The organism is Bacillus sp. DE0042 (genome assembly GCF_007680225.1).
Classification (GTDB): Bacteria; Bacillota; Bacilli; order Bacillales; family Bacillaceae_G; genus Bacillus_A; species Bacillus_A wiedmannii.
Genome location: NZ_VEJP01000001.1, coordinates 954,296 through 967,707, shown reverse-complemented (window position 1 = coordinate 967,707; position 13,412 = coordinate 954,296). Strand labels below are relative to the sequence as shown.

The following is a 13,412-nucleotide window of genomic DNA, read 5'->3' as shown; positions in this document are numbered from 1 at the left end:
ATTGAAGTGTCCAAAAGGAAAAATTAATTAGACTGGGGAACAATTAACTAGGCTAGAGAAAAATCAGAAGGAAATAATTTTCTGTTCGTTATTATTCTGATAAAGTTTTTTCTGATTAATTCTTTTTTAGTATATAGGGATCATAAAATTGTTTGAGTTTTTTCTCAAGGACAATAATATTCCTTCCGCAAAGCGGATAAGGTTAAATTTTCCGTGCGCAAATATATACTTTTTATAATCATCAAAGATTTCAAAAGAAATTAAATAACCTGAGTCCATATAAATATAGAACTCAGGTTGCTTAGTTGCGCTTTTTAAATCCTGTCTACTTGACAGGGGGTCACTGCATATGGAATGGGGTTTCTTTTTTTATTTTTAATAATAAACTGTTAGGTTTCAAATTTAATAATAAAGTATACGTAGCTTTTTGAATTATAAGAAAAGCTAGTATAGCCATCAGTGAGAAATAGAAGTAATTAAAAAGCTAATTAAAGTTTGTAACAATTGATCAGAACAATCTATACTTTCTTTCTCATATACCTCGCTTCTAGTAGCCATTCTGTATAAAGTACCTAATAAGATATGAGTAATAGTTAAGGCAAGTAATCGAGAATCGATATCTTTACGGAATGAACCATCTTTTATTCCTTCTTCAACTAATTCTTGGAATGAGAATAAAGATTGTCCTGTAATAGACGTATATTTTTCTTCTAATTCTGGTGTAGGATATGATTTTGAATAAAGTTGATCAAACAAACCTATAAAGCGGAACTGTGAGGGGTTTTCTTTGAATTGATGACTTATAAATTCAAAGAGGGCTTCCATCTTTTCAAAAGCATTAGTACCTTTTTGAACTTCTGCTTTCTCCGCTTCTAATAATTCTGTTAAAATTCTGATTTGAACATTAAATAAAATCTCATGAATGGATTTGTAATATTTGTAAAGGGTAACCCTACTAATTTTTGCACGCTTCACAATATCCACAATAGTAATATCCATTAATCCCTTTTCTAAGGACAACTCTAATGCAACATCTAAAATTTGTTTTCTTCTACCATTACGAATTTGTTCTAATTCTAGTTCCCATGTTGAGACCATTAATTTGCACTCCATATTGTAAATAGTTTTAATTCATTAATATTACCCCTTATTTTAATATGAAATAAATTACAAATCAATGGTAACTATAAGGTTTTTGGTTTGTAATATTATACTGTGTTACCGATCCTATTTCCCAAACCTATAAATGCCAATTAATATCGCCAACCACCATCACCTTCGTTAGTAAATTTACCACTTTCAAATACCCAAATTCCATAAGTTATTCCATCATATACTGTTGTAGCAAAGAATTTAACCCCTTTAAAATTGTAATTGTAGCCTTGATATAGGTTAAAAACCATAACATTATATTGTTGAACTGCCCCATAAAATGCTGACTCTTTAACCTCTTTTACAAATCTTGCTCGGTTAGCACTGCTATTAATAGAATCTCTAATCATATTAGCAATTCCTAAAACATCTACACTTACATTCAGATTGGTACCAAAACTCTTACCCGCTTTCTTGTTTTCTCCCTTTTTTGAAAATTGTGATTCAGTAGAGATATTATACTTGGGTTTTGAAAGCTCAGCTGCACATGCATTTGTTGATGTAAAAGCTATTACTCCTCCTAAACTGATAGTTCCTTCTAAAGTAATGTTTGATATGCCCCTAATTTTTTTTCATTCAATAAACCTGCTAGATTTTTTGTAATTTCCCAAGCTGTTATTCTTTGAGTGTAAATGGTGTTAATATTATGTATTTACCTTAGCAACTTGAATTATATATATGTGATTACACATTGTAATTTTTAGATAATTTAAGTTCTACACCTCAAATATAAAGTCGAATTATTTGTTTGGCAGATAAGAAAAATGACATGTAAAATCACCAAGGCGACTTTAGAAAGGAGTCTGGACAAAGTATTTTTTTATAGTAATATTTTTTACTAAAATATTTTCTTATGAATTAATGTTAGAAATCACCGGTATATAAAGTTGCATATGAAACTATATTGTTTTAAAAATATTAAATTCAAAAAACGTGTTGACTTTTCAAAATATTGTAGTTACTATATGTTAGTACTGTTTACACTATGTAAGCGCGCGCGGTGTAATTAGTAGAATAAGGCTTTTGTTAGAGAAATAAGCTAAGAGCTATTTACATTATATTTAACTAATTATTTATACAAAATTAAATGTATTAAAAGTTAAGTAATAGTATGTTGATTTCTCGAATTTTAAAGCATAAAGGGGTAAGAAAAAATGAAATTAAAACAATACTTAACAGCTTTGAGTCTATCTGCAATTATGGCATGTCATACCATTTCAGCCTCTGCAGCTAGTACAGAAGAACCTATTGTTCTTGGATATACAGTATATGGTACATCCACTGATTCACTAAAAGTAACACAGCCAGTAATGAATCAAGTATCGACCGACAACTTTTTCTTTTATTCAGATGGTACTGTAGATGGTGAAGTACCCAAGGAAGTATTGTCCTATTCACAAAATAATAAAATAAAAAGTTATGCAGCTTTATCTAACTTTAATAATAATATTAATTACTTTGATTCAGAGTTAGCTCATAACGTTCTTTCTAACCCAGCAAAAAGAAATAAATTAATAAATCAAATATATAGTATAGTTGTTAAATATAAATATGACGGCGTAAATATTGACTTAGAAAATATTAAGCCGGAAGATCGTGACTTACTTACTACTTTTGTAAAAGAAACATCAAAAAAATTCCATAGTTCAGGTCATTCTGTTATGGTATCGGTTCCTGCCAAAAGTGAGGATAATCATTGGAATACTTGGACATGGCCATTCGATTATGCCCAATTAGGTAAAAATGCAGATTTCCTTCAAGTAATGACTTATGATGAGCATGGTACGTGGAGTGAACCAGGATCTACTATTAGTAAACCATGGTTAGAAGAAAATCTAAGTTACACTACTAGAGTGGTAGACAACAAAAAAATCATTATGGGTATACCAGCTTATGGGAATGATTGGGATCTGAATGATAAAAACAATAATAAGATGCTTGCATGGAAGGATGTAAATGAACTTATTCAAAAGACGAACGCAACACCGCATCGTGATGTAGCATCTGGTTCAATGGTATTTACTTATACGGATAATAATCATCATAAGCATGAAGTTTGGTATGAAGATGAAACAAGTATAAAACAAAAAACTCACTATACAATTACAAAGAATCTTGCTGGGGTTTCTGTTTATGCAATAGGGAAAGAGAACAAACAATTCTGGACAGCAGTCTCTAATGGTTTAAAATAACCTATCTAGATAGTATCAAAAAACTGGTTAAGTATTGGGAGGTACTGACTCATGAAGCAGATTGAGGTGAGGAATTTACTTCCGATTTTTTAGGAATTTGTGGTGCGTTCTTTTTTTCTTTTACATTTACAATTAATCGAGCGATGGAATTATCAGGCGGTAATTGGATATGGAGTGCGTCACTAAGGTTTATTTTCATGATTCCATTCCTTTTACTTATTGTTATAAGTAGAAAAAAATTAAAGCAACTATTACAAGTTATGAGAGAAAATCTAGGAACGTGGGTTCTTTGGAGTTTTGTAGGATTTTTCCTGTTTTACGCTCCATTATGTTTTGCAGCTGCACATGCACCAGGATGGATAATTGCTGGAACATGGCAAATTACGATTATATCAGGAGCTTTATTAGCGCCTTTTTTCATCCAAAACATTCAAACATCAGATGGAATTCACAAGAAAAGAGGAGAAATACCAATAAAAGGGATGGGTATGTCACTTATTATTCTTCTTGGCATTGTGCTTATGCAAATGGAGCAAGCGAAATTTCTTGCTGTAAAAGACATTTTGTTTGGTATTATCCCTGTTATTGTGGCTTCTTTTGCTTATCCATTAGGTAATCGTAAAATGATGGAGGTTTGTGGAGACCGTCTGGATACTTATCAACGTGTGCTTGGAATGACATTAGCTAGCTTGCCATTTTGGGTTTTATTATCCTTGTATGGTTTTTTCACATCAGGAATGCCTAGTAAAGGACAAACTATACAGTCTCTCTTAGTTGCTACTTGTTCAGGTGTAATTGGAACTATTTTATTTTTCAAAGCAACTGAAATGGTAAGAGGAGATATGCAAAAACTAGCCACTGTTGAAGCGACACAATCTATGGAAGTACTTTTTGCTGTTATCGGAGAGTTAGTTTTATTACATTCTTCTGTTCCGTCTATTTTATCTTGGTGCGGTATGTTTATAATAATGCTAGGAATGATGGCACACAGTTATGTTTCTTATAAAGGTGATATGACACCTCATCAAGGTAGAGTAGTGCCTAAATGATGTTTTAAAACTAATTTAATAATGTAGAGTGCATAGTATCCTTTAGTTAGTTTAGTCATATCTTTCTTATTTTTACTCATAAAATTCAAACTAAAGTTACAACGCTTATAAAATCAGCGTAAATAAGAATAAACAGGTTTTACAAGAAAAACATTTGCACAAAGCTGACTAATAGACAATGCTTGTGGAGGATTTTATATGGTAGAAAGTTTATTGTTTTTCTTTGCCGTTGGAATTGCATGTGAACTTGCAGTAATTAACCTAAATGGTCGTAAGAAGATAAAACAACAAGCTGAAATAATACAGCTATTAAAAGAATTGAGTGAAAGAAAAAGATAATGACAAGTCGATAGTGGCTCTGTAGAAAAGTTTAGCTTACTTTTAAACTTTTTACAGAAACGGGGAAGGAGATGTGTAAAACATTCTACTTCCAGTCCCATTTTCCTTCATTACTATAAAAATTCATAAATTAACAAAAACGCAGGAGGTTTTAAGTCCTGCGTTTTTTCTTTCCTTAATTAGCTGATAGAGGGATAGCACCACATTGCTTTATTAGGAAACGAATCTTGCCTATGTTAGGACCAACATGGTGTGATACAGCTACATCCATTCTTTTTAGAGTAGGAGCTATGCATACAATTCAAAAGAATAAATTGATATACAAGATTATTTCATCCAAAATCAGAACGAATTCATCCATTAATTGTCTGAACTTGTAGCATAAAATACAATACAATTCTGGTAAGAAAATAAGTGTTTTCTTAGCTTTTCATTTTATTTTCGAACCTTAATATTATCCTCTAATAATACCAGTGTTCCCGATTTTTATTAGGGTTTTAATTTTTATATTAGAATTTGATATTTCGTTCCCCCAGTTTTTTTTGTGCAGTTTCCATTGCTGATATTGATTCGCGCTTGCATACATGCTAAGTCCGAGAGGGTCAATTTTATTGCTTTGAATTTTTTTTATAATTTTATTCAATTCTTTATCAATAGATTTTGTTATTTGTCTTTCTAAAAGGCTAATAATTTTTCCTTGGTCATCATTGCTAGTAATTGTTGGACCATTAACTCCTTCAATAATAGACAATGCTATGTCTAATTTTATATCAAATTGAAATTTATCATTTTTAAATCCAACATCAATTTGTCTGTTAGCCTTTTCAATTAAAACACTTACAATTCTAGATTTATCACTTGCAGAATCGTTAAGAATAATATTCAATATCATACGCCCTTGTAGTTTTTCTTTTTTTAAGAGGGAGTATATGGGGACATCTTTTGTAGGCAAACTTGTAACGTACCTGCTTAATTGATCAAAAAAAGCAATACCCTTTGTTTGAACGGTATTATTTACTTTCTTTACAATTGGGATAGCTTGTGTCATTCCTTCTTCATTTTTTTGTCTAAGAACTTCTTGAATATCAGAGGGAACTATCATGTTATCGTATAATGATGCTTGAATTATATCTTGTAGGTACATGGAAATAGAAAGATTATTAGGTGGCTTAATAGTAAAAAAATCTTTTATTTGCCCGTCAACTTGTATTAATTTTATATTAGAAGTACTCGAGGGATCTCGAACAATAGCATCTAGTTTATTTGGCCAATTAGATTGCTTAGTAAATTCTTTACCAATTAATAAGATTTGTGCTTTTGATGAAGTCAAATAGCCTGTTGTTTTTGTGTTGATTTTTGAAAAAGCACTATAAACAGACGGTGCTTCTACGACTTCTTCATATGTGTTTTTTTTGCTTTTTCCTTTAAAAACTGTTGTGCTGGTACCTACAATTAAATTTTTATTAGCACCTTTGTCAACACCAATTAATAAAATTAAGGCACCATTCTCTAAAGGTACCTTCGTACTATAACCAGTGAAAAAAATAGCCACTACAATGAAACCAGATAGCCATTTTTTTGTCATTTTGCTTTCCTCCTAGTGACAAACTTGAAGATAAATGTGTAACCAAATAAAAAAATTGGTATTGTTATAAAGAAAATTAAATCAATGTGATTGATGAAAGCATAAATATTTAATAAATCCTTCACGTTAAATTTTATGATGACAAAAACTATAGTTAACATGAAAATTAAACAACCAATAATATAGTTAGCATTTATTTTTGGTAAAACATGTGAAACGATATATGTCGCAGAGAATAAGTAGGGAATAATGGTAGTGGAAAACATTAATAAATAATAAGCTACAAATAATATTTCGAGTCTCTCTAAAAAAGAAAAATGAACAACTTTTAATAAACTAAATACGGGCCAAATAACGGTTTTCATACCTTTTGGACTCATATGTATAAAGCATAAGATGGTAACATAAATCAATAGAAGCATTGATAGGGTATTTGCAATTAGGATACCTGAAATGGCTTTTTCTTTTTTCTTTAGATATGGGTAAAGAATATACGCAATTTCTAAGCCGCTATAAGGATAAATTGTCTCTTTTAATCCTCTAAAAACAGGTAGCCATCCTTCTTTAATAATTGGTAATAGGTGTACTGGATAAAAACCTTCTTTTAACGCAAAAATAAGCAACACAGGTAAAAACAAAGTAAGGAAAAATATTACCTCATTATATCTACATACAGCGAATATACTATCCTTTGCCAATATATAAAAAGGTATGAGAAGTAATAATGCAATTTGATAAGGTGGTGTATTAGGTAAAATCCATACAATTACGATATCAATACACCTTAATAGAGCGATGAAACCTGCCAGAATGAAATATATGCAATAAGAAAAGAGTAAACAAGTCCCTAGCCATTTTCCGAAATATTGAATGAGTATACTTGGGAAATTCATATTTGGATTTTTTTGCATCGTTAAAATAATGAGAATACCGATGATATTTGTGCATAGCCATCCTAAAATAATGGAAATCCAACCATCTGTTCCAGCAGTTCCTGCAATAATACTTGGCAAAACTAATATACCAGCCGCAGTTTGTATAGTATGAATCCCCAAGATGTATTGAAGAGGTGTTATATACTCCATTTTAGAATTCATCATTTGAATCCCCTTTATTATATATCGTTCTTTTTTTTGTGCTTTGTTTAGGTCGTCCCGTAGAAGAACGATTAGTAAGCATGGAAGTGGGGAAGCGAACAATAGTGTCTTTTAAATCTTTTAGATTAAAGGGAGATAAAGGTACAGTATAGGGTGTACCAAAAGATTTAATTGTTACAGAATGTGCGACAAGTACCATAACGACACAAACAATCCCCACTATACCGTATAGAAAAGCAAAGAACATCATTGGAAATCGTATTAAACGAATGGAGCTAGATAAATCATAATTAGGAATAATAAAGGAAGCAATAGCGGTAATGGATACAATAATCACCATGATATTACTTACAATTCCCGCTTGAACAGCTGCTTGACCAATAACAATTCCACCCACGATGCCGATTGTTTGTCCAATAGGCTGTGGTAAGCGTACACCAGCTTCTCGTAGCATTTCTAATGTTATTTCCATAATAATTGCTTCCATTATAGGTGAAAATGGAACTTTCACCCTTGACTGAGCAATTGATGTATATAAATCTAAAGGAATGACTTCAAAATGAAAAGATACAATAGCTATATACATAGCTGGCAGTAAAGTTGCAATTAAGAAACCCAAAAAACGTAGTAAACGCAAAAAGGATGCTACAAACCAATGAAGAGAATAATCATCGGGTAGATTAAAAAAACCAGCTAAGTTTATAGGAACAACCATAGCACTTGGAGATCGATCAATTAAAATAGCAACCTTACCATCGAGAATTTGACTGGCGATAACGTCTGGTCTTTCACTTAATAAAGTTTGTGGAAATGGCGTATAAGTATTGTCACTTATATAGTGAGAAAGCTCTCCAATACCAATTATTGTATCGGTATCGATATTTTGTATTCTACTTTCTGCTTCATGTATGACAGTATCGTTTGCAACATCTCCTAAATATATAATAAAAACAGAAGTGGCTGCTCTTTCCCCTATATTTATTTTTTTAATTTTTAATTCCACAGAAGGAATATAACGCCGAATTAATCCTATATTTTTCGATGCATTTTCTACAAATCCGTCATGTGATCCCTTAATTGTAGACTCACTAATAGGTTCTTGAATGGCTCTTTCAGCCCAGCCTTTCGTATTAATAGCCATTGCTCCTAAATGACCTTTCATAAATAAAACACTTTGTCCTTCTAATAAACAATCTATAACTTCATTCCAACTCCAGATTTCTTTTGTATAGGCAGCAATAATATTAGATTCAAAAATTTTTTGATTACCACTAGTGTTCTCTAATATTGGTTTAATTACATTATCTTTTAAAGCGATACCATCTGTTAGTCCTTCAAAGTAATACAGTATAAATTCATCCTCACTTTTTAATTGGTGTTCAATCAGATCAGCGCTTTGATCAAATATTTTATTGACTATATCTTTATTAATAGCTAATTCTTCAGAATTAATATTACCTAAATCATTTTTTATCTTTTTACTATGTTGCTTAGAGAATTCCATAATTTTCACCTTTTTAACATTTGTGATTTTATTATGAGTAGTTCACCTTAGTTATATACCATTTTTCAGGTGATGAAACAGAAAGACACAACTATATAGATACGTAATAATTAACAACAAAAAGTTTCAAAAAGAAAGTAAACTTTAAACTATTAGTTTACTTTCATTTCGCCGTAATTGTAAAAAGACAATAAAGCTATTAACTTTCAAAACCTAAAATCAGCATAACCCCGTTCTAAATTTAGGACGGGGTTAAAATATAGTTGTTTAATTTTCGAGATAAGATACTTCACTGTACTCAAAAATATAAAAATAAAGTTGTTTGAAAATCTTAGGTTTATTCAACAATAGCTCCCTTTAATGGAAGGCTTGATTTCAAAATAAATTATATGAATGGGAGTGTTGTAAATTAGGTAGAAGTATAAATATTAACAAAGAACATGTTTTGAATAAAGCTACGTATTTATTCTGGAAAAAGGGTTATGACGCTACATCCATTTCATATCTTTTCAACATAGTGACCTAATACATAACAATTGAGATAATTATAATGAATACTGTCTTTAGCTGGTTATTTGTAAATTCTAGGAACTCTCTGACCCAAGTTACAAGCAACTTCATACGATATGGTTCCTAACATATTTGCCACTTCATCTAATGATATGAAATAATCCCCTTGACCTCCATAAACTACCACTTCATCACCAATATTTACATCCTTAATATCAGTAACATCAATCATACAAAAATCCATACATATTCTACCAAAAACAGGAGCTATTTGTCCGTGTATAAGGACATAAGCCGTTCCAGATAATCGCCTCGAATACCCATCTGCATAACCAATTGGAATAGTTGCAATAATTGCTTTATCTCTTTCAATGCTAGTTGCTCCATATGATACGCCATCCCCCTTCTCAAGTGTCTGGATATAGATGACTTTGGTTTTTAACTGCATTGCTTGTTTAAGATTAACTTTTGTTTTATTCACCTCTTTAGATGGATAAAGGCCATACATTGAAATACCAATACGAACCATATCGTAGGTCATATCTGGCATTTCTATTGTTGCAGCACTATTGGCAATATGAAATATGGGAATAGAAACTTTTTGTTTCTCCAATTCTTCCAATAACCTTCTCCAGCGGTTCTTTTGCTTTTCTGCATACCGTATGTCGGCTTCATCTGCGGTAGCAAAATGCGAGTACACTCCTTCTAGATACAGCCCATCCATTTTTGACACGATATGGATAAAATCACTTGCTCCTTCTGCTTGAAGTCCCAATCGTCCCATTCCTGTATCGACTTTGACGTGAACCTTTGCCTTTTTTCCTAAGATTTGCCCAGAATTTGATAAAGCTTCTGCATGTTCCATATCAAAAATTGATTGTGTTAAATCCCAATAAACAACATGATTCGATGCTGATGGAGGTGTGTATCCAAGTATAAGTATAGGTGCCTGAATATCTGATTTTCGTAGTTTAATAGCTTCTTCTAAACTGGCCACCGCTAGATAATCCACTCCACTATTAATCGCTTCTTGGGAAACCTCGACAGCACCGTGCCCATAACCATTCGCTTTTACGGTGGCCATTATTATTGTTGAGTTAGGTATTATTTTTCGAAATTCACTAATATTATGTGAAATATTACTAAGGCTAATTTCAGTCCATATTGGTCTATACATCATTTCCCCCCACTTTAGGTGAATTTTCAATGATCGTTTCAAGTAGCTCATTAAACGGATTGCCCACTGATTGTGAACTTTTTAAGAGCAGACTTTTTTTCGTCTTCCTAGGGAATTAATTAACTTCCAACACATAAGGGAGACTATACAGGACGGCCGTCTGTAAGCTTAAAGGCGTTAAACACTATATTCATACCATTGCTAAAATTTTTACATACCTGCACTAATCCAAAAAGGTCCACACAATAAGTATTTTTACGGTCTTATGGTAGGGTGTGGAACCACCATGATAGATGGTAGCTAGAAAATATGATGGTGGGTCATCCCCCTTTAGATTAATTAAATTCAAATAAATTGTATAAGGAGTTATTCTATTAAATGGCTCAATTGTTAAATAACATGACCAGCATTTTTAAACAACTTTATTATGTTTTAAAAGAATTTATTGTAAATTAAAATTTTTTTATCTCTGGACATTTTCATTTACTCTTACATTTTGAAACTTTGAGTTTTGTTCTTCATCTTAAATATGTGTTAGAAAATAAATTTAGTAATAAAAGAGCTACTATTGCTAAAATAAAAATGTTAACGAGCCTATATCAAGGGTTGAAACCAGAAGTAGCGAAATACTTAGAAGAAAAAGTCTACTTTCATAATAAACAAATTTCTAATGTGGTAAATAAAATGTGATTATTTTAAAAGATACTGATTCATAAAAGAGTAGTAAAAAGCAAATCGAAGTTGCTGTTATCTTATTTAAAGTGGATGAAAATATATAAAGGAAGATTAGATATTTTAGGATTGCTTAGAGTTTATTTTTGGCTAGGAAACTTATATATTTATCATTACTATTTCGTGAGTCATAAGGTACATTTTACAATTTACAGGTGAAAAAATATTCCTTTATAGGTGAAGGTACTTTTTATGTCAGGTATTTTAATTTTAAAAAACTATGAAGCATAAAAATTCGGAAGAAAAAGTTCTTTACTTTGGGACAAGTGGTTTCAACAAATAAAAAAGTATGCCAATTAAACTGTACCCTATAGAGTAGACACTGAAAAAATCTATTTTATAGGGAACTTCTTTTATATAAAGGGAAAATAAGGAATTAGAAAATGGAAATAAGCAATTAAGAGAACAACCAAAAGTAGCTTACATTAATGTTTGTGGAAGTATGCAATGAAAATATCGTAAAAAATAATAAAAATTTATTGTAAAACGATAAATTTTATATTAAAATCAAAAACATAATAAATAAGTGTGGTGCTTTTTATAGAAAAGGTAACAACGTTATTTTTAAAATTAGAGGAGGTATAAATATGGACATTAACAATTTGATTATTGAAAATATGGATAACCCTCATGAGTTGGAGAGAATGTATAGAAAAGACCCGAAAGCTTTTAAAAAGTCATTCTCACAAGCATGGGATGAAAACCCTGATTCTCAGCTTCTAGCTGCTTGGTATGAAAGATTGAATTTCAAGGAGACGGCAAATAAAGAAAAAATATCGCTGTTTCAAAAAGGTTTCTTATTCATGGGCATGTTAGCTATTCTAGCTGGGCTAAGCACTAGAATCATTTTCCACTTTGTCGAGCAGGAAGCAATTGCTCCAATTAACTTGGCTTTTGGTGTAATTCCCTTTATTGCTGCTTATTTTATTTACAATAATACTCCGAAAAAAAGTATTATTTATTTCCTTGCAGCGTTGTTCTTAATTGCCGGGTTGTATCTTAATATGTTGCCATTAAATTATAAAGACAGCAGTATCCTTGCGTATTTACATCTTCCTATATTGTTATGGGTCTTATTGGGACTTGCGTTTACAGGAAATGAATATTCAAAAGGCAGTACAAGATTAGCGTATATTAAATTTAATTTAGAATATTGTCTTCTCTACGCGAGTATGGCAGTGAGCGGAATGGTACTAGCAGTATTCACGATGAAGTTATTTAGCTTCGTTGACTTGGATATAGGAGAATTCTATTTTAGTAATGTTGTTTTATTTGGTGCTGCGGCTCTCGCTATTGTGGCTACATACTTAGTATCAATGAACCTTAAACTTGCTAAAAATATTACACCATATATAGCTAAAATTTTTAGTCCGCTTGTACTGATTACATTGTTGATCTATCTTATAACGGTTATATGGAGTGGAAAAAATCCATTCTTGGACCGCAATTTCCTAATGGCGTTCAATGGAATACTTCTTGGTGTATTGGCCGTTACCATATTTTCTATTGTTGAAAGTGACTCAGACGAGAAAAAGAGCATTTCAGATTATATAAATTTTGCCTTAATTGTTCTGGCGCTTATTATTGACACTGTCGCATTATCAGCCATCGTATTCAGACTTTCTTCTTACGGGATTACACCTAATAGACTTGCTGTTTTAGGCGTAAACATACTGATTTGGGCAAATCTCATTTGGATTATGTTTTCCTATATGCGTTTTCTACAAAACAAATCAGGACCGACAGCTATCCAAGATGCTGTTACGAAGTATTTGCCAATCTACGGACTTTGGGCCGCTTTTGTTATATTTACTTTTCCTATAATTTTTAATTAGATAGGCTTTGTTAATTGGATAGAAAAAATATATTGAAAGTATTTTGATGCAATATATAATAAATTTAGAGAATTGAATAATGTCTTCTTATAAAGAGAGGTGGAGGGACTGGCCCTTTGAAACCTCAGCAACCTAATGTTATATAAAGGTGCTAAATCCTGTAGGATCTAAAAGTCCTACAAGATAAAAAGATGGGTATAAGTAAACCTTCTTCTTATTTTGAAGAAGGTTTTTTGTATT

General features: G+C 31.5%; 10 protein-coding genes and 1 riboswitch. Of the genes, 4 read left to right on the top strand and 6 right to left on the bottom strand.

The window, feature by feature from the left end:
* Positions 1-456: 456 nt before the first annotated feature.
* Positions 457-1,098: a TetR/AcrR family transcriptional regulator gene (locus tag FS802_RS04655; RefSeq protein ID WP_088045712.1), complete on the bottom strand. Its 642-nt coding sequence runs from the start codon at positions 1,096-1,098 to the stop codon at positions 457-459.
* A gap of 155 nt (positions 1,099-1,253) precedes the next feature.
* Positions 1,254-1,502 (bottom strand): hypothetical protein, encoded by a 249-nt coding sequence (locus FS802_RS32030; RefSeq protein WP_260989058.1) that lies wholly within the window; start codon positions 1,500-1,502, stop codon positions 1,254-1,256.
* Positions 1,503-2,306: 804 nt separating this feature from the next.
* Here FS802_RS32030 and FS802_RS04645 point away from each other — a divergent pair.
* The 3 genes from FS802_RS04645 (at position 2,307) to FS802_RS04635 (ending at position 4,732) form a co-directional block, all read left to right on the top strand.
* Complete coding sequence (locus tag FS802_RS04645; RefSeq protein ID WP_144524901.1) at positions 2,307-3,344, top strand: glycosyl hydrolase family 18 protein; 1,038 nt, start codon at positions 2,307-2,309, stop codon at positions 3,342-3,344.
* Between the two features lie 143 nt (positions 3,345-3,487).
* Entirely contained in the window at positions 3,488-4,393 is a 906-nt protein-coding gene (locus tag FS802_RS04640; protein ID WP_144524899.1) for a DMT family transporter, read from the top strand.
* Between the two features lie 198 nt (positions 4,394-4,591).
* Complete coding sequence (locus tag FS802_RS04635; RefSeq protein WP_144524897.1) at positions 4,592-4,732, top strand: YrzO family protein; 141 nt, start codon at positions 4,592-4,594, stop codon at positions 4,730-4,732.
* 454 nt (positions 4,733-5,186) lie between these two features.
* Here the strand turns inward: FS802_RS04635 and FS802_RS04630 are convergent, their stop codons facing one another.
* The 4 genes from FS802_RS04630 to alr form a co-directional block, all read right to left on the bottom strand.
* A complete protein-coding gene (locus FS802_RS04630; RefSeq protein ID WP_144524895.1) occupies positions 5,187-6,317 on the bottom strand; it encodes a Ger(x)C family spore germination protein in 1,131 nt (376 codons plus the stop codon).
* The gene (locus FS802_RS04625) at positions 6,314-7,417 is read right to left on the bottom strand and encodes a GerAB/ArcD/ProY family transporter (RefSeq protein WP_144524893.1); all 1,104 of its coding nucleotides are present in this window, start codon (positions 7,415-7,417) and stop codon (positions 6,314-6,316) included. The genes FS802_RS04630 and FS802_RS04625 overlap by 4 nt, the downstream gene beginning before the upstream one ends.
* Positions 7,404-8,918: a spore germination protein gene (locus FS802_RS04620; protein WP_144524891.1), complete on the bottom strand. Its 1,515-nt coding sequence runs from the start codon at positions 8,916-8,918 to the stop codon at positions 7,404-7,406. The genes FS802_RS04625 and FS802_RS04620 overlap by 14 nt, the downstream gene beginning before the upstream one ends.
* A 571-nt stretch (positions 8,919-9,489) precedes the next feature.
* Positions 9,490-10,605 (bottom strand): alanine racemase, encoded by a 1,116-nt coding sequence (gene alr, locus FS802_RS04615; protein ID WP_098199399.1) that lies wholly within the window; start codon positions 10,603-10,605, stop codon positions 9,490-9,492.
* A gap of 1,319 nt (positions 10,606-11,924) precedes the next feature.
* Here alr and FS802_RS04610 point away from each other — a divergent pair.
* On the top strand, positions 11,925-13,172 hold the full coding sequence (locus tag FS802_RS04610) for a DUF4153 domain-containing protein (protein ID WP_000354056.1): 1,248 nt from the start codon (positions 11,925-11,927) through the stop codon (positions 13,170-13,172).
* Between the two features lie 84 nt (positions 13,173-13,256).
* A riboswitch (SAM riboswitch) is annotated at positions 13,257-13,362 on the top strand.
* The last annotated feature ends 50 nt before the right edge of the window (positions 13,363-13,412 follow it).

Bases quoted from the DNA above. Each gene is read 5' to 3' on its own strand.
- FS802_RS04655 (WP_088045712.1), bottom strand. From the start codon at position 1,098: ATGGTCTCAACATGGGAACTAGAATTAGAACAAATTCGTAATGGTAGA.
- FS802_RS32030 (WP_260989058.1), bottom strand. From the start codon at position 1,502: ATGATTAGAGATTCTATTAATAGCAGTGCTAACCGAGCAAGATTTGTA.
- FS802_RS04645 (WP_144524901.1), top strand. From the start codon at position 2,307: ATGAAATTAAAACAATACTTAACAGCTTTGAGTCTATCTGCAATTATG.
- FS802_RS04640 (WP_144524899.1), top strand. From the start codon at position 3,488: ATGGAATTATCAGGCGGTAATTGGATATGGAGTGCGTCACTAAGGTTT.
- FS802_RS04635 (WP_144524897.1), top strand. From the start codon at position 4,592: ATGGTAGAAAGTTTATTGTTTTTCTTTGCCGTTGGAATTGCATGTGAA.
- FS802_RS04630 (WP_144524895.1), bottom strand. From the start codon at position 6,317: ATGACAAAAAAATGGCTATCTGGTTTCATTGTAGTGGCTATTTTTTTC.
- FS802_RS04625 (WP_144524893.1), bottom strand. From the start codon at position 7,417: ATGATGAATTCTAAAATGGAGTATATAACACCTCTTCAATACATCTTG.
- FS802_RS04620 (WP_144524891.1), bottom strand. From the start codon at position 8,918: ATGGAATTCTCTAAGCAACATAGTAAAAAGATAAAAAATGATTTAGGT.
- alr (WP_098199399.1), bottom strand. From the start codon at position 10,605: ATGTATAGACCAATATGGACTGAAATTAGCCTTAGTAATATTTCACAT.
- FS802_RS04610 (WP_000354056.1), top strand. From the start codon at position 11,925: ATGGACATTAACAATTTGATTATTGAAAATATGGATAACCCTCATGAG.